Origin of the sequence: Pseudomonas wayambapalatensis, assembly GCF_049942315.1 — a bacterium.
In the GTDB taxonomy this organism is placed as follows: domain Bacteria; phylum Pseudomonadota; class Gammaproteobacteria; order Pseudomonadales; family Pseudomonadaceae; genus Aquipseudomonas; species Aquipseudomonas wayambapalatensis.
In genome coordinates this window covers 12,324-31,172 of the sequence record NZ_JBNFMU010000182.1, presented here as the reverse complement: position 1 = coordinate 31,172, position 18,849 = coordinate 12,324, and the positions used below count along the sequence as shown (strand labels likewise).

At 66.1% G+C, this 18,849-nt stretch carries 19 protein-coding genes; 11 read left to right on the top strand and 8 right to left on the bottom strand.

What is annotated here, in order from left to right; genetic code table 11:
* Positions 1-4 precede the first annotated feature (4 nt).
* The 4 genes from ACPZMI_RS13575 to ku all read left to right on the top strand — a co-directional run bounded on the left by ACPZMI_RS13575 (position 5) and on the right by ku (position 3,185).
* Complete coding sequence (locus tag ACPZMI_RS13575; RefSeq protein WP_426352419.1) at positions 5-1,129, top strand: carboxylate-amine ligase; 1,125 nt, start codon at positions 5-7, stop codon at positions 1,127-1,129.
* An 85-nt stretch (positions 1,130-1,214) separates the two neighbouring features.
* Positions 1,215-2,120 (top strand): SDR family oxidoreductase, encoded by a 906-nt coding sequence (locus ACPZMI_RS13570; RefSeq protein ID WP_186665208.1) that lies wholly within the window; start codon positions 1,215-1,217, stop codon positions 2,118-2,120.
* Between the two features lie 81 nt (positions 2,121-2,201).
* On the top strand, positions 2,202-2,339 hold the full coding sequence (locus tag ACPZMI_RS13565) for a PSPA7_2676 family Cys-rich small protein (protein ID WP_186665207.1): 138 nt from the start codon (positions 2,202-2,204) through the stop codon (positions 2,337-2,339).
* Between the two features lie 9 nt (positions 2,340-2,348).
* Positions 2,349-3,185 (top strand): non-homologous end joining protein Ku, encoded by an 837-nt coding sequence (ku, locus tag ACPZMI_RS13560; RefSeq protein WP_288376809.1) that lies wholly within the window; start codon positions 2,349-2,351, stop codon positions 3,183-3,185.
* A gap of 14 nt (positions 3,186-3,199) precedes the next feature.
* Here the strand turns inward: ku and ACPZMI_RS13555 are convergent, their stop codons facing one another.
* The 4 genes from ACPZMI_RS13555 to ligD all read right to left on the bottom strand — a co-directional run bounded on the left by ACPZMI_RS13555 (position 3,200) and on the right by ligD (position 8,055).
* A complete protein-coding gene (locus ACPZMI_RS13555) occupies positions 3,200-3,862 on the bottom strand; it encodes a glycosyltransferase (protein WP_426352418.1) in 663 nt (220 codons plus the stop codon).
* Positions 3,859-4,458 (bottom strand): class I SAM-dependent methyltransferase, encoded by a 600-nt coding sequence (locus ACPZMI_RS13550; RefSeq protein ID WP_186708610.1) that lies wholly within the window; start codon positions 4,456-4,458, stop codon positions 3,859-3,861. Before ACPZMI_RS13550 ends, ACPZMI_RS13555 begins: the two co-directional genes overlap by 4 nt.
* Before the next feature lie 69 nt (positions 4,459-4,527).
* Entirely contained in the window at positions 4,528-5,568 is a 1,041-nt protein-coding gene (locus ACPZMI_RS13545; protein WP_426352417.1) for an acyl-CoA dehydrogenase, read from the bottom strand.
* Positions 5,569-5,583: 15 nt separating this feature from the next.
* Positions 5,584-8,055: a DNA ligase D gene (gene ligD / locus ACPZMI_RS13540; RefSeq protein ID WP_426352416.1), complete on the bottom strand. Its 2,472-nt coding sequence runs from the start codon at positions 8,053-8,055 to the stop codon at positions 5,584-5,586.
* A 154-nt stretch (positions 8,056-8,209) separates the two neighbouring features.
* Between ligD and ACPZMI_RS13535 the strand changes: the two genes are divergently transcribed.
* Positions 8,210-8,671 (top strand): phosphotransferase system, HPr-related protein, encoded by a 462-nt coding sequence (locus tag ACPZMI_RS13535; RefSeq protein ID WP_426352415.1) that lies wholly within the window; start codon positions 8,210-8,212, stop codon positions 8,669-8,671.
* 124 nt (positions 8,672-8,795) lie between these two features.
* Here the strand turns inward: ACPZMI_RS13535 and ACPZMI_RS13530 are convergent, their stop codons facing one another.
* The 4 genes from ACPZMI_RS13530 to pmrG all read right to left on the bottom strand — a co-directional run bounded on the left by ACPZMI_RS13530 (position 8,796) and on the right by pmrG (position 13,398).
* The gene (locus ACPZMI_RS13530; protein WP_426352414.1) at positions 8,796-10,145 is read right to left on the bottom strand and encodes an MFS transporter; all 1,350 of its coding nucleotides are present in this window, start codon (positions 10,143-10,145) and stop codon (positions 8,796-8,798) included.
* A 175-nt stretch (positions 10,146-10,320) separates the two neighbouring features.
* Positions 10,321-11,574: a TIGR03862 family flavoprotein gene (locus tag ACPZMI_RS13525; protein ID WP_426352413.1), complete on the bottom strand. Its 1,254-nt coding sequence runs from the start codon at positions 11,572-11,574 to the stop codon at positions 10,321-10,323.
* A 148-nt stretch (positions 11,575-11,722) separates the two neighbouring features.
* On the bottom strand, positions 11,723-12,637 hold the full coding sequence (locus ACPZMI_RS13520; RefSeq protein WP_186669306.1) for a histone deacetylase family protein: 915 nt from the start codon (positions 12,635-12,637) through the stop codon (positions 11,723-11,725).
* Between the two features lie 71 nt (positions 12,638-12,708).
* Positions 12,709-13,398 (bottom strand): lipopolysaccharide core heptose(II)-phosphate phosphatase PmrG, encoded by a 690-nt coding sequence (pmrG, locus tag ACPZMI_RS13515; RefSeq protein WP_426352412.1) that lies wholly within the window; start codon positions 13,396-13,398, stop codon positions 12,709-12,711.
* 183 nt (positions 13,399-13,581) lie between these two features.
* Here pmrG and ACPZMI_RS13510 point away from each other — a divergent pair, with 183 nt between their 5' ends.
* The 6 genes from ACPZMI_RS13510 to ACPZMI_RS13485 all read left to right on the top strand — a co-directional run bounded on the left by ACPZMI_RS13510 (position 13,582) and on the right by ACPZMI_RS13485 (position 18,817).
* On the top strand, positions 13,582-14,151 hold the full coding sequence (locus tag ACPZMI_RS13510; RefSeq protein WP_426352429.1) for a GNAT family N-acetyltransferase: 570 nt from the start codon (positions 13,582-13,584) through the stop codon (positions 14,149-14,151).
* Between the two features lie 90 nt (positions 14,152-14,241).
* Positions 14,242-15,111, top strand: coding sequence for an acyl-CoA thioesterase II (gene tesB, locus ACPZMI_RS13505; RefSeq protein ID WP_186669311.1), 870 nt, complete (start codon positions 14,242-14,244; stop codon positions 15,109-15,111).
* The gene (locus ACPZMI_RS13500; RefSeq protein ID WP_426352411.1) at positions 15,108-15,698 is read left to right on the top strand and encodes an HAD family hydrolase; all 591 of its coding nucleotides are present in this window, start codon (positions 15,108-15,110) and stop codon (positions 15,696-15,698) included. Before tesB ends, ACPZMI_RS13500 begins: the two co-directional genes overlap by 4 nt.
* 187 nt (positions 15,699-15,885) lie before the next feature.
* Positions 15,886-17,001, top strand: coding sequence for an ABC transporter substrate-binding protein (locus ACPZMI_RS13495; RefSeq protein WP_426352410.1), 1,116 nt, complete (start codon positions 15,886-15,888; stop codon positions 16,999-17,001).
* Entirely contained in the window at positions 16,998-18,059 is a 1,062-nt protein-coding gene (locus ACPZMI_RS13490; protein WP_186669318.1) for a FecCD family ABC transporter permease, read from the top strand. The genes ACPZMI_RS13495 and ACPZMI_RS13490 overlap by 4 nt, the downstream gene beginning before the upstream one ends.
* Complete coding sequence (locus ACPZMI_RS13485) at positions 18,056-18,817, top strand: ABC transporter ATP-binding protein (protein WP_426352409.1); 762 nt, start codon at positions 18,056-18,058, stop codon at positions 18,815-18,817. Before ACPZMI_RS13490 ends, ACPZMI_RS13485 begins: the two co-directional genes overlap by 4 nt.
* The last annotated feature ends 32 nt before the right edge of the window (positions 18,818-18,849 follow it).

Below are 18,849 nucleotides of genomic sequence, written 5' to 3'. Positions count from 1 at the left end.
CAGCATGGCGCGGCGTTGCACGTTCGGCATCGAGGAAGAATACCTGTTGGTGGACTTGGCCACGGGCCGGGTCATGGCCGCGCCGTCCTCGGCCGTGGTCCGCTGTTGCCGCGATGTGTTGGGGCCCTGGTTCGCCGAGGAAATGTTCCGCAGCCAAGTGGAAGTCGCCTCGCCGGTATTCGACACGCTGTACCAGGCCTGTGGCTTTTTCACCGAGCAGCGCCAGCGCCTGAGCCAGGCATTGGCGGGCGAGGGGGCCGGCCTTTACGGCGCGGGGAGCCATCCGAGTGCCCAATGGCTGCGCCAACACCCACGGCAAGCCCCGCACTACCGTCAGTTGTTCGACGATTACCGGCTGGTGGCCCGGCGCAGCCTGTTGAACGGCCTGCACGTGCATGTCGGCGTGCCGCAGGGCGTTGATCGCATGCAGGTGATCAATCGGGTGTTGTACTGGTTACCGCTGCTGCTGACACTCAGCACCTCCTCTGCGTACTGGGGCGGACAGGACACCGGCTACATGAGCTACCGCCGCGTGGTGTGCGGGGAGTGGCCGCACATGGGCCTGCCCGAGCCGCTGCCGGACTGGCGCGCCTACGAGCGTTACCGGGCGCTGCTGCAACGCACTGGCAGCCTGGCCAAGGATGGCGACTTCTGGTGGGCGATCAGGCCCTCGCGACGGTTTCCGACCGTCGAACTGCGGATCTGCGATGGTTGCCCCCGGCTGGACGATGCCTTGGCCATCGCCGCGCTGTTTCGCCATCTCGTCGAGCATGCACTGGGGCGCGATGGCGCTGTCGCCAGCCGCGAGATGCGCTGGATCACCCACGAAAACTATTGGCGTGCCCTGCGTCAGGGCCGCCTGGGCACTTTCATCGGTGTGCACGACCAACAGCCGGTGAACGCCGAAGGTTGGCTGGCGCAACTGCAGGCGCAATGTCCAGCCGACACCGTCGACGCTGATCGCGCCTTCATGCACGCCCGGCGCATCCTGCGCGACGGCACCAGTGCCGACCATCAGCGCGCGACCTATGCGCTGGCCCGCGACCAAGGCCTGGACGACCGACAGGCGCTGCGCAACGTGGTGAAACAGGTGGTGGAGCACCAGTTGTCGGTGCCCGGGACTGGTTGAGTAAACCATCCGCAGATCCTTTGCCTCGAACGCTGTGTGATTCGCGATCAGGCAACACCTAGCCAAACCAGAAGGAGTCCAACCCATGCCAAGCAAGCCCCAGGACCAATTCACCCTGCAAAACCCCCTGACCCAGTACCCCCATCCGCCGTTTCCGGCCCAGGGCCAACCCGCCCCGGGGCTGGATGCCCATATGCAGCCCAAGCCCGACCACGGTGAAACCACCTACAAGGGTTTCGGGCGCCTGGCCGGACGTCGCGCCCTGATCACCGGCGCCGACTCGGGTATCGGACGTGCCGTGGCCATCGCCTTCGCCCGCGAGGGCGCCGACATCGCCCTCAACTATCTGCCCACGGAGGAGCGCGATGCCCGGGAGGTGGTCCAGTTGATCGAGCGTGAAGGCCGCAAGGCCGTGGCGCTTCCCGGCGACCTCAAGGATCCGCGCTTCTGCAGCCAGTTGGTAGACCAGGCCCACGAACAGCTCGGCGGCCTGGATATCCTGGTCAACGTTGCCGGCAAGCAAGTGGCGCGCGAGGACATTGGCCAGATCAGCCATGAGCAGTTCGACCACACCCTCAAGACCAACGTCTACGCGCTGTTCTGGCTTTGCCAGGCCGCCGTGCCGCTGATGCCTGCCGGGGCGACCATCATCAACACCGCCTCGATCCAGTCCTACCAGCCATCGGCGACGCTGCTCGACTACGCCACCACCAAGGCGGCCATCGTGGCCTTCACCAAGGCGCTGGCCAAGCAGGTGATCGAGCGCGGCATTCGCGTCAACGCGGTGGCTCCAGGCCCGATCTGGACCGTGCTGCAGCCCAGTGGCGGCCAACCACCGGAAAAGATCCCCGACTTCGGTGGGCATACGCCGATGAAACGCCCGGGCCAGCCCGCCGAGTGCGCCCCGTTGTACGTGCTGCTGGCCAGCCAGGAGTCGAGCTATATCACCGGGGAGGTGTTCGGCGTCACCGGGGGCAATCCACTGCCTTAGGGCAAAGTCGAATAAACCTTGGCCGCGCCACGCAGTCAGTCGTTGTAAGAGGCCCCTGCATGCGGGCCTGGGAGGTGGCTGATGAAACTCGTCTGTCTGCTGCGTGGCTGTCAGTGGCGCAGCCTGTTGATCCGTGAAATCGCCGGGCTTGACTGTCAGTGCTGCGAACGCTGCGGCGCGCTGCGCTACAGCCAGCCCGGCCAACCATTCGCTGCGTAGGAGCCGACCATGGCCCGGGCAATCTGGAAAGGCGCGATCAGCTTCGGCCTCGTGCATATCCCTGTCTCTCTCAATACCGCCGTGCGCACCGAGCGGGTGGATTTCGACTGGCTCGACAAGCGCAGCATGGAGCCGGTGGGCTACAAGCGGGTGAACAAGGTGACTGGCAAGGAGATCGACAAGGAACACATCGTCAAGGGTGTCGAGTACGAGAAGGGCCGCTATGTGGTGATCAGCGAGGAGGAGATTCGCAAGGCGCGGCCCGAGGCGACCCAGACCATCGATATTTTTTCCTTCGTCGACGCCGCAGAGATCCCGCTGCAACAGTTCGACACGCCGTACTACCTGAGCCCCGACCGTCGTGGCGGCAAGGTCTATGCCTTGTTGCGCGAGACCTTGCACAGCACCGGCAAGGTAGCCTTGGCCACCGTGGTGCTGCACACCCGCCAGCACTTGGCGCTGCTGCGCCCGCTGGAGGATGCGCTGGTGATGATTACCCTGCGCTGGCCCGAGGAAGTCCGTGGCCTGGAGTCGCTGGAGCTGGACAAGAGCGTGACCGACACCAAGGTCGACAAGCGCGAACTGGACATGGCCAAGCGACTGGTGGAGGACATGAGTGGGCCATGGAAGCCAGACGAGTACCACGATGCCTTTCGCCAGACCATCCTTGACCTGGTGGAAGAGAAGGCGAGCAAGGGCAAGATCGCGACGGTGGACAAAGGTGAGGGGGCGACGGCAGGGAAGAGCGCCGACATCATCGACCTCACCGAGTTGCTCAAGCGCAGCCTTGGCGGCAAGACCAAGGCGAAGAAACCAGCGAGCAAGCGACCGCGCAAGGCGTCCTAGGGCGGGAGCGCACCCTACCGCATCAGGCCCTCCAGCGCGCTCAGGTAATCGCCGAAGCCTTGGCGAGCCCGGCTGTCCCGCCGACTGCTGGTGGCCACGCTGTGCGCTGCGGTCCAGACGATCTGCGCGCCACTGGCTTCCAAGGCCAGCACCAGTTGCACATCTTCATCGGCTGGCAATGGTTGGAATCCGCCAACGCGCTCATAGGCCTTGGCGCACACGCCCAGGTTGGCACCATGGATGTGCCGGTGCCCGTCCCGGGCTTGGTAACGGCTGCGGTATAGCTGGCGCAGGGCGGCGTTCTGCCAGGGCTGCCAGCGCTCGATGTGCACCGTGCCGCAGACAGCGTCAGCGTGCCATTGCAACTGCGATACCAGCCAGTGCTCGGGCACGCGACTGTCGGCGTCGGTAAAGGCCAGCCACTGCGCGCCGCGCTCGATCATCCACTCGGCGCCCTGGCGTCGGGCAATGCCGACGTTGCCGGCCTGCAGCTCAAGAGTGTGCACGCCATGACGGCGAGCGATGCGTGCGCTGGCGTCGGTGCAGCGATCGAGCACCACCAGGACCTCGGCCACCAGGCCCGCCGCCTTGGCCCGTGCCACCGCCTGCGTGACGGCGCGCAGGCAGTGCCCGAGGCGGCGGGCTTCGTTGTGGGCGGGAATGATGACGGCGATCATGGGCAAGTCTCGTCCAGGTCTACGACGCTGGGTTGGCACGACCAGTATTCGAGCAGGAAATCCGCCTCTTCGTGGCGCAACAGCGGATACAGCGGCAAATGCCGGGCAAGCAGAGCGTGGACCTCACGTCCATCCTGAGGGCAACCGGCGATGGGATGGCGCCAGTGGCACACCAGCAGGCCGCCGTCATAGGTCAGGCTGGCCACCGATTGCTCGATCACCTGCAGCCAGTCGGTGGGGTCCAGGTAGTAGCCGATTTCGCTCAGCACGATCAGGTCGAATTGTCCGCCGGGCCAGTCGCCCGGCAGGTGCCCTTGCTCGACGCAGGCATGGTTCACTCCCGCCAAGCGCTGGCGGGCCAGTGCCACGGCGGTGGCGTCGATGTCCTGGCACAGCAGGTCGGCGCAGCGCTCGGCCAGCAGCACGCTGAGCTCGCCGTTGGCGCACGCCGGCTCGAACACACGCTCGTAGCACTGGCGGGGCAGGCTGGCCAGGGTCAGGTCGCGCTTGCGCCGTTCGTACCAGCGGGTACGAAAGGCCCATGGGTCATCGTTGTCGGCATACAGGTTGGCGAAATACTGCGCATCGAGGCTCATGGTGACTCCATTGCGGGCAGGAACGGTTGCAAGGGATGCAGCCGGTGGCTGCCTGAATCAGGTGCTGGCTCATAGTTGCCATGCGCCTGCCGGCATGCCGGTCAGCTGCTGGCCCAGCTCGGCGAGGTCGCGCTCAGCGTGACTTTGACGCAGGTATACCGGCAGGTCGGCGCTGAGCCGGGCGAAATGGCTGTTGCGACAGAACGGCGTGGCGCCCAGCGCTCGGCCGACATGCCAGATGACCTGCTCGACCGCATGCTCGACCTGAGCGCGGGTGCGGCGCACCTGGAAACTGGCATCGTCATGGGGGTGCCGATCGATCCAGGCAGCGCATTCGCGCAGGGCGGCGCGGGCGCCGAACAAGACGGCGTCGACCGCGCCCAAGTGGGCATCGGCGTGTGGGTCGGGTCGGGGTTTGACGCAGTGTTCGCGCAGGTAGTCCGCCAAGGCTTCGGCGGCGCCATACCAGCAGGCGGCAATGCCCGCGCCGCCTTGCCAGAATCCCGGGCGGGACAGGTATTGGCCGGGCGCGCCGATGGCCAGCCCCGGCGAATCATCGAACTCGAGGGTGACGCTGGTGGTGGTGGCCATGCCAACGGCCTGCCAGTGCTCGGCCTGAATGCGCTGGCTGGGATGGGAGAGCTCGATGGCCACCAACTGTGGCTGCTCGTCGTCCCAGGCGGTCACCAGCGCGCGATCGATCTGCAATGCCCCCGAACACCAGGCTTTGCGGCCTTGCAGGCGAACCTGGTCGCCGTCCCGGGCGACGATGCGGGTGCGAGCATCCGGTGGTTCGGCAGCCCACACGCCCCAGATCCCGTCGTCGGCGTGGTGCTCGGCGGCGCATTCACTGAGGATCGCCAGGGCGTCCGTATGGCCCTCGTAGAGCTTGGCCAGGGCCAGGTCGCAGCCGGCGACCCGCGCCAGGATCCTCCAGCGTTCCAGGGTACAGCCCTGGCCCGGCAGCGGCAGGCGGTCGAGGTGATCGGCCTGCAGCATGTGCAGCAGCTCTGGTAGCTGGGTGTCGAGATCGATCGCCTGCCGTCGCGCGCTGAAAGGGCGCAACAGGTGATCGAGGCGGACCCGGTCGAAGTCATGGGCGGTGCTCATCGGCTTGGCGCTCCTTCACTCGATTCCCAGTTGCTTGCGCATGCGCGCGGTGATGGATTGGCGGGTCCTGGCCATTTCGGACCAAGGGTCGTCGACCTGTGCAAGACGCTCGTGCAGGTTGCCGATATTCCATTGGTCAGCGCCTTTGAGCTGGCTCAGCTCTTCGCGCCAGATCGGCACCGAAACCGGCAGGCCTTCGCGAGCGCGCAGCGAATAAGCCGCTACGGTGGTGGTGCCCTTGCCGTTGCGCAGGTAGTCGATGAAGATCCGCCCGACCCGATTCTTCGGGCCGGAAACGGCACTGAGGCGATCAGGGAATAGCGCGGCCATGTGCTCGACCAAGGCATGGCTGAAATCCTTTACCTCGTCCCAGCCCGCACGTCGGGTCAGCGGCACGACCAGGTGTATCCCCTTGCCGCCGCTGGTCTTGAGAAACACCTTCAGGCCCAGCTCATCGAGCAGGGTCAGGGTCAGTTGGGTGGCCTCGAGCATGGCTTTCCAGGGCAGCGCGGGGTCTGGGTCGAGGTCGAGCACGAAGCGGTCGGGCTTGTCGAAGTCTTTGTTGGTGGCGTTCCAGGTGTGCAGTTCGAGGGTATTCATCTGCACCGCGCCGAGCAGGCTGTCGGCGCGGTTGAGCACCATGGCCGCCTGGCCGGCCTGGGCCTTGCTGTAGCTGAGCACCTTGGGAATGTGCAGCTGGCCGGCATTCTTCTGGAAGAACAACTCGCCAGCCAGGCCATCCGGTGCCCGGACCAGGGCGACGGGCCGATCCTTGAGCTGAGGCAGCAGCCAGTCGGCGACCTGGGCGTAGTACTCGGCGACCTGGCGCTTGGTTGCACCGATGGTTGCGTCAACCACGCGGTCGGGGTGGGTCAGGCGCAGGCTGCCCGGCGCCTTCGGTTGTGGCTGTGCTGCGCGCTTGGCGGGCATCGCTTTCTCCAGGTCGATGGCGGTGGCGGGCTTGTCGTCGCGCAGGCCGTGGAACACCGCGTGGCGCACGATGCCTTCGCGGGTCATCTGGGCATAGGCCACTTCGGCCAGCAGATGAGGCTTGAGCCAGTGCACGCCGCGAGCTTCGGCGCCGGTGAGTGGGCTGGGCAACGGCGCTTTGGCGGTCCGCAGCGGCTTGAGGCGAGCGAGGATGCTGTCCAGGGTGGCGGCGCTGAAGCCGGTGCCGACCTTGCCGGCGTAGCGCAGCTGGCCGCTATCGTGGTCATGCAGGGCCAGCAGCAGGGCGCCGAAGCCGTGGCGGCTGCCCTTGGGGTCGGTGTAGCCGACGATCACGAATTCCTGGCGCTGCTTGCACTTGAGCTTGACCCAGTCGCTGCTGCGTCGGCCCACGTAGGGGCTGTCGGCGCGTTTGCCGATCAGGCCCTCCAGCTCCAGGCGACAGGCGCTGTCGAGCAGCGAGTCGACCGGCTCCTCGAAGTCTGCGGAGTACCTGAGCACCGGCGATGCGTTGTCTTCCAGCAGCCGGGACAAGGTGTCGCGACGCGCCTTTAGCGGTAGTTCGCGCAGGTCCTCTCGCCCCAGCCAGGGCAGGTCGAACAGGTAATAGGTGATGCGTTCGTCGTGCTCGGTGTCGAAGGCATTCTGCAACGCCTGGAAATCGGCGACGCCGTTGTCATCGACCACCACCATTTCGCCATCCAGCCACGCTGCGTCGAGCCCGAGCGCCTTTAGCGCCTCGACCTGACGGGGCATCTTCGCACTCCAGTCGTGGCCATTGCGGGTGAACAGGCGTACGTCGTCACCGTCGATGCGCGCGAGGATGCGGTAGCCATCAAACTTGACTTCATAGCGCCAGTCGCCGCTGGGGGGGGAATCGACCAAGGTGGCCAGTTGCGGCTGGAGCTTGTCGGGCAGGGCTTTGGCGCGGGCCTTGTGCTTGCGCGGGCTGGCGGAGGTTGTCTTGGCCGGACGCCTTGGCGGCAGACTGCGCTCGCTGAGGACGCTGTCCGGCAGGGCTTCGACGATGCTGTATTCGGCTTCGCTGCGTGCCCGCCCGTCACCGGACTTGACCAGCATCCATTGCTCCTTCTTGCCGGCCAGCTGGGTGCGGAACAGGTTCCAGACCCCCGACAGTTTCTCGCCCTGCAGGCGAAAGCGCAGCTTGCCCTTGGCATAGGCTTGACGCGGGTCGCCTTCGGGTTCCCAGATGCCCCGGTCCCAGACGATCACATCGCCAGCGCCGTAGTGACCCTCCGGGATGTGCCCTTCGAAGTTGGCGTAGTCCAGCGGGTGATCCTCGACATGCACCGCCAGGCGCCGGACCTTGGGGTCCAGGGAGGGCCCCTTGGGGACTGCCCAGCTTTTCAAGGTGCCGTCGAGTTCCAGGCGCAAGTCGTAGTGCAGGTGGCTGGCGTCGTGTTTCTGGATGCAGTACTGCAGCGCGTGCGCCGAGCGTGGCTTGGCGTGTTTGCCTAGCGGTTCGGAGGTGGCGTTGAAGTCGCGCTTGCGATGGTACTCCTGCAGGGGCTTGGCCATGGCGGGCTCCGGGAGGGTTCGCGGGTCTCAAGACTGGGAGGCGGCGATACTGCGCGGAGTTCAATAAAAGCGCGGAGCAGGGCGTAGCAAGAAACTATGAATCATTTCCCTGTGTGGGAGTCGACCGAGTGAAGCCCCCAATCGGAGAACACTCATGCCTACACCTGATGACCTAAGACCGCAGGTCGAGATCGATGACACCGAGGACCGCATGGGAAGCGTCCACGAGCTGGATTTCAGTGAGCGCCGCGATGAACGCCAGGGGCGTGTCGGCGACGAGCGTCCGGCGCGTGAGATCGCCGAGGACTATCCGCCCCGACGTGTTGCCGAAAGCGGCATGACCGGTGGCGAGGCCTTGAGCGACAGCCTGCGCGAGGACAATGTCACCCTGGACGACCTGAGCCCGGACACGCTGTTCGATGAAACCGGTGCTCGTGATCCGCATGAGCCTGGCAGCGGTAGCAGACCTGCCGACCAGACTCTGCGTCAGGTAGACGCTCACGAGATCGGTGGCGGCATTGGCCTGGACGAGGCTGAGCTGGCTCGCTCGGCACCGTTGGACGGCGAGCCGTGGACCGACGATGTCAGCTCTGAAGATGACAGGCGCGAGCCGTGATAAACGAGCATGCTGTTCCTGCAACAGCCGATCATCCGGCCCTGCGCTTCGCTGCGGATTCCCTCACACCGGCCTTGCTCCCGGGAGGGCTGTGACTTGCCCGCGAAACAGCGACACTGCCCGATCAGGCCGCCGCCACCTTGCCCGCCGGCGCAGGGTTCTCCTCCCCACGACAGGCCTCGGCCAACGACAGGCTCTTGGTTTCCGGCGCCCAGGCCATCGACACCAGTGCCCCGAACAGCAGGATGCCGGCGAGGATCGCCATGGTCGGGTTCAGGCCGATCCCGGCCACGCTCACCGGTAGCAGGAAGGTACTGATCGCCGATCCCAGCCGGCTTGCTGCGGTGGCCAAGCCGATGCCGCTGGCGCGCACTTCGGTGGGGAAGCTCTCGGCCGGGTACACACCGACCAGGTTGCTCACCGCCGACAGCACCAGGGTGAACAGCCCGAACAGCGCCACCATCGCCCAGGCCATGCTGCTCGGCATCAGCACCAGCAGGAACAGCGCCGCCGCCAGGATCAGGAAGCTGTTGATCAGAAAGCCGCGGCGGCTGAATTTGATGGTGCACCAGATCCCCAGCAGTGCGCCGACGATCAGCAGGGCATTGAGCATCATCTCGGTGCCGAAGCCTTCGGCCAGCCCCATCTTCTGCAGGATCGCTGGCAGGAAGGTGTAGATGGCGAAGTAAGGCATGACGATGCAGATGAAGAACAGGCAGTTGAACGCCGTGCGCTTGCGGTATTCACGGCTGAACAGGGCGGCGAAACCGCTGTGGCTGGGCCGGGCGACTTCGTCGTCGAGTACCACGTTGGCGCCCAGGTGCTTGCGTACGATGGCGCGGGCTTCCTCGGCGCGGCCCTGGTGCATCAGCCAGCGTGGCGATTCTGGCGTGCCGATACGGGCGATGAGGATCATTGCTGCCGGAATGGCCGAGGACGCCAGCATCCAGCGCCAGGCATCGTCGCCCAGCGGCAGCAGGGCCGTGCCGACGAAGGTTGCGGCGACATAACCGAAGGTCCAGATCACGCTGAACGAGCCCAGCAGCACGCCACGGTGCTTGCGCGGCGAGAACTCGGCAAGCATGGCGTGGCCGACGCTGAAGTCGCCGCCAAGCCCAATGCCGATCAGTACCCGGCAAAGGAACAGTTGCGTTGCCGTCTCGACGAAGAACTGCATCACCGAGGCGAGGGTAATGAGCACGAAACTGATCAGGAAAATCTTCTGGCGCCCCAGTCGGTCGGAGATCCAGCCGAAGAACAGGCTGCCCAGGAAAAGCCCGAGCAACGCCGAGGCGCCGATCAGCCCCTGCCATAACGGGCTCAACTGCATCTGCGGATTGATCAGGGTGAAGGCGATACCGATCAGGCCGAGGATATAGCCGTCGGTGAAATGCGCGCCGAAGGTCAGGCCGGCGATCTTGATATGAAAACGTCCGATCGGCAGGTCGTCGATCTTGACTGTCTGTCCCGTCATGTTGACACCTCGTTGTTATTGTTTGGGTCAGGGGCGTTGCGGTCCTCGTAGGAGCGGGCTGGCCCGCGAATGCGTCGGTGCCGTCACTATTGCATTCGCGGGCAAGTCGCAGCGGCGAACCGCCGCTCCCACAGGGATTGGGCTGGCCTTTAGATTTTGAACAAGACAGTTGTTCCTACAGGGACGCGGGCTGGCGCTCGGACAACCACTCCAGCGCCGCCCGCCCGGCGCGCAAGCCGCTGGCAAAGCACGCCGTCAGCAGGTAGCCCCCGGTCGGCGCTTCCCAGTCCAGCATCTCGCCGGCACAGAAGACGCCGGGCAGTTGCTTGAGCATCAAGCCCTCGTCCAGCGCCTCGAAACGTACGCCACCGGCACTGCTGATCGCTTCATCCAGCGGCCGCGTACGCATCAGTTCGATCGGCAGCGCCTTGATCGCCTGGGCCAAGCGCGTGGGGTCGGCGAAGGTGGCCTGGTCGGTCAGCTCGCGCAGCAGCGCGGCCTTCACCCCGTCGATCCCGAGCTGCCCCTGCAGGTGCTTGGCCATCGAGCGGGAGCCACGGGGCTTGGCCAGGGCCTGAGCGATTTTATCCACAGGGCGATCCGGCAGCAGGTCGAGCAGCAAGGTAGCGCGTCCGTCGCGCTCGATGCCGGCGCGCACCGCCGCCGACCATGCATACACCAGGCTGCCTTCCACGCCTTGGGCGGTGAGGATGAACTCGCCCTTGCGCGCAGCGCTGCCAGGCACGCTGAGTGCGATGTTCTTCAGCGGCGCGCCGGCGAACTTGTTCCTGAGCAGATCGCTCCAGCCCTGCACCTCGAAACCACAGTTGCTCGGGCGTAATGGCGAGATATCCACAGCGCGCTCGGCCAGCAGTGGCACCCAACTGCCATCCGAGCCCAGGCGCGCCCAACTACCGCCACCCAAGGCCAGGATCACGGCAGTGGCGCGCACCAGGCGTTCGCCCTGTGGATAAGCGATCCGCAGTGCGCCTTCCGTGTCCCAGCCGAGCCAGCGGTGCCGGGTGTGGATAACCACGCCGGAATCGCGCAGGCGCTTGAGCCAGGCGCGCAGCAGCGGTGCCGCTTTCATGTCAGTGGGGAAGACCCGCCCCGAGGTGCCGACGAAGGTCTCGATGCCCAGGCCGTGGATCCACTGGCGCAGGGCGTCGGCATCGAAATCACGCAGCAGCGTGTCGATGGCCTCGCGGCGTTCGCCATAGCGGCCGATGAAGGCCGGGTAGGGCTCGGAGTGGGTGATGTTCATGCCGCCAACGCCTGCCAGCAGGAACTTGCGACCCACCGACGGCATCGCATCGAACACCTCGACCGCCACGCCGGCCTGGGCCAGGGCCTCGGCAGCCATCAGGCCGGCGGGGCCACCGCCGATCACGGCGACGAGGGGAGGGGAGGTGGGGTGGGAATCGGTCATGGTGGCGGCAGGCTGTGGAAAAGAGTCGGCATTCTACCCCAGAGGTGCCTGTGCAGGTACTGTTCAAAAAATGAACAAATCTTTGCAGGTCAGGCAGTTAAAGGGCTCCAGGGGCTTTCCCGCAGGTTATCCACAAGCGGTTCCACAGTCATTGTGTGTAACCCAGCACCCGCGCCGCGCTGTGGTGAAGGATGCCGTGCCGCCGCGCCAGCGCCGCCCGGTCCTTGCTGTAACCGCCGCCGATCACCCCGACCACCGGAATATCACGGCCAAGACAGTGGCGCAGGACCGCTTCGTCACGGGCGGCGACGCCTGCATCGGTCAGTTGCAGATAACCCAGGGCGTCGTCCTTGTGCACATCGACGCCGGCGTCGTACAGCACGAGGTCGGGCTGGTAGAGCGGCAGCAGGTAGTTCAGCGCATCGTTCACCACCTTCAGGTACGCCGCGTCGTCCATGCCGCGCGGCAGGGGGATGTCCCAATCGCTCTGGGCCTTGCGTGCGGGGAAATTCTGCTCGCAGTGCAACGACACGGTGATCGCCTCTGGTGTGTCGTGAAGGATGCGTGCGGTGCCGTCGCCCTGGTGCACGTCGCAGTCGAAGATCAGCACGCGGTGCACGCGTCCGGCTGCGAGCAGGTAGCGGCTGATCACCGCCAGGTCGTTGAAGATGCAGAACCCGGCGGGGTGGTCGTAGTGGGCATGGTGGGTGCCGCCGGCCAGGTGGCAGGCGATACCGTGACGCAGGGCCATCTCGGCGGTCAGCAGCGAACCGCCGACGGCGCGCACGGTGCGCCGTGCCAGGGCCTCGCTCCAGGGCAGCCCCAGGCGGCGCTGGTCTTCGCGTGAGAGTTCGCCGTTCATGTAGCGCTCGATGTAGGCGCGGTCATGGGCCAGGGCGAGGATGTCGTTGGGGCAGAGTTCGGGGCGCAGCAAGGCCTGGTCGGTGGTCAGCCCGCTGTCGATCAGGTGATCGTGCAGCAGGCGGAACTTGTCCATGGGGAAACGATGTTCCGGCGGGAACTCGGGGCTGTAGTCTTCGTGGTAGATCAGCGGCAGGGGCATGGGCAGGATCGCGGCTGGAGGCAGCGTTGATCTTGCCAGTGGGCCAGAATGCCACGCAACTCAAACACTCATCAGCGTTGTGCCGACGCCAGTACCCGTCGCCAGTCCGGCTCGTTCATGCGCCCAAGGATACGGGCCTTGCCGCTGCCATCGACCGACACGAACAGCGCGCTGGCGTAGCCACTTTCGCGCTCGCCCGGCGCAACCTTGAGGGTGCGCTGGAAGTGATCGACGCAGCCGTTGTGGGTCACCAGCACAAGATTGTGCCCTGCACGCTTGTGCGCCATGGCCTGGCCTGCGAAGCCGCTCTCGCAGCCTTCGAGCCAGTCCTCGCTGGTCACCGTGTCGCCGACGATGAAGTGCGCGGTCTGTCGGGTGCGCAGCTTCGGGCTGCTGAGCAGGTCGGCACCGTTCAGCCCCAGGCGCTGCAAGCCTTCTCCGACACGCTGGGCGGCCTGGCTGCCGGACACGGTGATGCCGGTTGGATCGTCCAGGCAAGGGCCGGGCGCGCTGTCGCAGCGCTCGGCGTGGCGAATCATCACGATCACGCTGCCTTCGGCCCACTTCTGCAGCAGGCCGCTGGCGTTCAACTGCCGTTCATTGCCAAGGTTCACGATGTGCGTCCTCGTTGACGACCACAGCATCAATCCGGCCGCGGCCAGCACCAGGGCGAGGCCGGCGGCCCAAGCCTTGCGCGAACGTCGGTGTCGCTTGCGGCGGGTGGGGATGGCCAGGTTTTCCAGGATGTCGCTCGACAGCATGCTCGGGCTCCGGCAAGAGAGGGCCGCGCACAGGGCGGCGGCAGGTGAGGGCATTCTGTGAAGCGGCCTGTCTGCGCCGAGTGAAGCCGTTGTGAAAATTGCATTGGGCCTGGTGTGCAGGTGAAAAGCGCCCCCGGCGCCTAATCTGTAAACTGCAGGACTGAAAACTTGGAGCCCGCCCCGATGACCCCGATCCTCAAGCTCGAAAGCGCCCGCCTGGTGTTGCGCCAATGGCATGACGACGATTTGCAGGCGTTCGCCGAGATGTGCGCCGACCCGCAGGTGATGCGCTATTTTCCTGCGCCATTGACGCGTCTTGAGGCCGCCGCGCTGATCGGACGCATCCGTGGTCATTTCAACGAATACGGCTACGGTCTATGGGCATTGGAGCGCATGGACAGTGGTGCCTTCATTGGCCTGACCGGATTGCTCAACGTCAACTTCGACGCACCCTTCGCGCCGGCGGTCGAGATCAGTTGGCGTCTGGCTCGTCGTCACTGGGGCCAGGGCTTTGCCAGCGAGGCGGCGTGGACTTGCCTGCGCTGCGCATTCGCCCAGTTGCGCCTGGATGAGGTGGTGTCGTTCACCACTCACGACAACGTACCCTCGCAGAAGGTCATGCAGGCGATCGGCATGGTTCAGGACGAGGCAGGCAGCTTCGAACACCCGCGACTGCCCGAGGGGCACCCGCTGCGCCCGCACGTGTTGTATCGCATTGACCGGCCGCGCTGGGAGCGAACCCTGCATGCCTGAATGGGGCGCCATGCACGGAGGCGATGACAAATTCTGTATGATTTGCGCCAATGCCCGAATTGCCGTGACACCTGTCAGGAGTAGCCCCCGATGAGCCATGTGTTGGACGACCTGGTCGACCTGTTGAGCCTCGAATCCATCGAAGAGAACCTGTTCCGTGGCCGTAGCCAGGACCTGGGCTTTCGTCAGTTGTATGGCGGCCAGGTGCTGGGCCAGTCGTTATCGGCGGCCAGCCAGACGGTCGAGGACGCGCGCCATGTCCATTCCCTGCACGGCTATTTCCTGCGCCCTGGCGATGCCAGCATGCCGGTCGTCTATTCGGTCGATCGGGTGCGCGACGGCGGCAGTTTCAGCACCCGCCGGGTCACGGCGATCCAGAAGGGCAACCCGATCTTTACCTGCAGCGCGTCGTTCCAGTACGACGAGGGCGGTTTCGAGCACCAGGTGCAGATGCCCGATGTGGTCGGCCCCGAGAACCTGCCCAGCGAAGTCGAACTGGCCCGCGTGATGGCTGACAAGCTGCCCGAGCGTATCCGCGACAAGGTGCTGTGCGCCAAGCCCATCGAGATCCGCCCGGTGACCGAGCGTGATCCGTTCGACCCCAAGCCGGGCGACCCGGTGAAGTACGCCTGGTTCCGCGCCGACGGCAACCTTCCGGACATCCCGGCGCTGCACAAGTACGTGTTGGCCTACGCCTCGGATTTCGGGCTGCTGACCACCTCGTTGCTGCCCCACGGCAAATCGGTGTGGCAGAAGGATATGCAGATCGCCAGCCTCGACCATGCGCTGTGGTTCCACCGCGACCTGCGTGCCGACGACTGGCTGCTGTACGCCACCGACAGCCCATGGGCCGGCAACGCCCGCGGTTTCACCCGCGGCAGCATCTTCAACCGCGCCGGGCAACTGGTGGCCTCGTCCACCCAGGAAGGCCTGATCCGCCATCGCAAGGACTGGGCATGAGCCTGCACGAAGTACGCAACTGGGTGTTCGACATGGACGGCACTCTCACCGTGGCGGTGCACGACTTTGCCGCGATCCGCGAGGCGCTGGAGATTCCGCCCGAGGATGACATCCTCACCCACCTCGCCGCGCTGCCTCACGAGGAGTCCAAGGCCAAGCACGCCTGGCTGCTGGAGCACGAGCGCGACCTGGCGATCGCCTCGAAGGCCGCGACCGGTGCAGTCGAGCTGGTACGCGAGCTGTCGGCGCGTGGCTGCCGGCTGGCGATCCTCACCCGCAACGCGCGGGAGCTGGCGCATGTCACGCTGGAGGCCATTGGTCTGGCCGACTGCTTCCCGGTCGAACACATTCTGGGACGTGACGAGGCGGCGCCCAAGCCCGACCCGGATGGCCTGTTGCAGATCGCCCGGGCCTGGGGTGTGAATCCGTCGGAACTGGTGATGGTGGGCGACTACCGCTTCGACCTGGATTGCGGACGTGCGGCGGGGGCCAGGACGGTCCTGGTCAACCTGCCCGACAACCCCTGGCCGGAGCTGGCGGACTGGCATGCGGCGGACTGCCGGGTGCTCAGGGCGATGTTTGGTTGAACTGTGGGAGCGGGCTTGCCCGCGAAGAACTCACCGCTATCCCATGTAATGAACAGTAACCCATGACGATTCACTGACATCCCACTACATTCCCGGACACTGGCAAGGGCAGCCCCCTGACTAGAATGCCCGGTCTTGAATGAGACCGATTCTCTGTCACGCATCCGCTGTTGCCAGGAGCCCTCCGATGTTCTCCGTTCTCCGTTCCGCGCGGCGCCTGCTGCCGCTGCTCATGCTGCTGGTCGCAGGCCTCGGCACTCTCCAGACCGCCAGCGCCGCCCAGGTCACCGACGTGCTCGGGCGCAAGGTGGAAGTCGATCACGCGCCCCAGCGCATCGTCCTCGGCGAGGGCCGGCTGTTCTTCGCCCTGGCCCTGCTGGATCGCGACAACCCGTTCCAGCGCGTGGTCGGTTGGCAGAACGACATGCGCCTGCTCGACCCGCATACCTACGACGTCTACGCCAAGCTTTATCCCCAGGTGGCCAAGCTGCCGCTGATCGGCCAGGCCTCGGAGCAGAGCGTCAGCGCCGAGCAGATCCTGGCACTGAAACCGGACCTGGCGATCTTCAGTATCGCCGGCGAAGGCCCGACCCAGCACAGCCCGGTCGCCGACCTGCTGGAACAGGCCGGCATCCCGGTACTGTTCATCGACTTCCGTGTGCACCCGATCAAGAACACCCGCGTCAGCCTCGAAGCCCTAGGCACCTTGCTGGGTCGCGAGCAGCAGGCGAAGGAATACCTGGACCTCTACGACAGCCACCTCAAGCACGTCACCGACCAGGTGGCGGGGCTCAAGGACAGCGAGCGGCCGAAAGTCTTCCTCGAACTGCTGGCGGGCGTCTGGCAGGCGCCGGGGCACACCACCGGCAAGAGCGGCCTGGGCAGTGTGGTCGAGGCGGTCGGTGGGCACAATATCGCTGCTGACGTGGTGCCCGGCGCGCTGGGCGACGTCAGCGTCGAATACGTGCTCAAGGCCGATCCGGACGTCTACATCGCTACCGGCAACCGTGCCCCCGGCGTGCTGCTCGGCGCCGGCGTGAGTGCCGATACCGCGCGCCAGAGCCTGGCCAGGATCATCGCGCGCCCCGAATTCGCGCCGCTGCGCCCGATCCGCGATGGCCAGGCCCACGGTCTGTGGCATGACTTCTACAACTCACCGTTCAACATCCTCGCCATCGAAGCCATGGCCCGCTGGATTCACCCCGAGCGCTTCAAGGATCTGGATCCGCAAGCGACCATGGCCGACATCAACCACCTGCTGAAGGTCGGCCTGGACGGCCACTACTGGATCGACGCCAAGTGACCGCCCAGGCTCTGGACGGCGCCGCGCTGGCGGCCTGGCGGTATCGGCGCTTGCTCTGGCGGCGTGCCGGGCTGGTCGGCGGGCTGGCCGTGCTGCTGGCGCTGGCGGTGCTCGGCGACCTGGCCAGCGGCGCCTCTGGCATGGGGCTCGGACAGCTGCTGCATGGGGTGTTCGATCCGAACGCACTGAGCGCCACCGAACGGGTGATCATCTGGAACGTGCGCCTGCCCTACGCGCTGATGGCGGTGCTGGTCGGGGCCGCGTTGGCGCTGGCTGGCGCGGAGATGCAGGCGATCCTCGACAACCCGCTGGCCAGCCCTTTCACCCTGGGGGTGTCCTCTGCCGCCGCGCTGGGCGCGTCGCTGGCCATCGCCTATCCGCTGTCGGTGGCCTGGCTGGCGCCGAGCGCCCAGGTAACGGTGATGGCGTTCGTCTTCGCCTGCCTGTCGGTGCTGTTGCTGCAGGCCATGTCGCGGCTGCGCGGTGCCGGGGTCGAGAGCCTGGTGCTGTTCGGTATCGCCCTGGTGTTCAGTTGCAACGCATTGGTGTCGTTGCTGCAGTTGCTGGCCACCGAGGATGTGCTGCAGCAACTGGTGTTCTGGACCCTCGGTAGCCTGGCGCGGGCCAACTGGCAGAAGCTGGGCATTCTTGCTGCGGTGCTGGCGCTGGTGCTGCCGTTCTCGCTGCGCGCCGCCCCGGCCATGACTCTGCTGCGCATGGGCGAAGACCGTGCCCGCAGCTTCGGCGTGGACACCCGGCGCCTGCGCGTCGCCTCGCTGCTGCGCATCAGCCTGCTGTCGGCGACCGCCGTGGCTTTTGTCGGCACCATCGGGTTTATCGGCCTGGTCGGCCCGCACATCGCCCGCCTGCTGGTGGGTGAGGACCAGCGCTTCCTGTTGCCGGCCAGTGCACTGGTCGGGGCATTGCTGCTGTCGCTGTCGTCGATCGCCAGCAAGCTGATCCTGCCAGGGGTGATCGTGCCGGTGGGGATCGTCACCGCCCTGGTGGGCGTACCGGTGTTCGTGGTGCTGGTGTTCCGGCGGGGGAGAAGGTTGTGAGCTTGCGTATCGAAGGGCTGTCGGTCAGCTATGGCGCGCGTCGGATCATCCAGCAACTGAGCCTGCCGTCGCTGCCGACGGGCAGCCTGGTGGCGCTGGTCGGCCCCAACGGGGCGGGCAAGTCCACCCTGCTGCGCGCCCTGGCCGGGCTGGAGCGGATGCAGGGCGCGGTGCACCTGGGCGATGAGGATGTTACCCGACTGAGTTTCGCCGAGCGCGCCCGGCGCTTGGCCTACATGCCACAGCAGCTGCCGCCGGGGCTGGCGCTCGGGGTGCTGGAGAGCATCGTCGCTGCGCTGCGCGTGGGGGCTGCCGATGACCTGTTGGCGACGGCCTTCGATGCGCTGCGCCAGTTGGGCATCGAGCACCTGGCCGAGCAAGGCTTGGACAGTCTGTCCGGCGGCCAGCGCCAACTGGTGGCCCTGGCCCAGTTGCTGGCGCGCAATCCACAGGTGCTGTTGCTCGACGAGCCAACCAGCGCCCTGGACCTGCACTACCAACTGCGGGTGATGGATGCAGTGCGTGAGCGGGTGGTTCGCCATCGGCTGTTGGCGGTCGCGGTGCTGCACGACATCAATCTGGCGGCCAGCCATGCCGATTGTCTGGTGATGCTGGAGAAGGGCCGGGTGGTGGCCTGCGGCACCCCGGCCGAGGTGCTCGAACCGCAGTTGCTGGCGCAGGTATATGGCGTCGAGGCGCGGGTCGAGCAGTGCTCCCGTGGCCGCCTTCAGGTGCTGGTGGACCGGGCGCTGCGCTGAGCCTGCCGGCCCGGCTGCACGCCCGCTCCGTC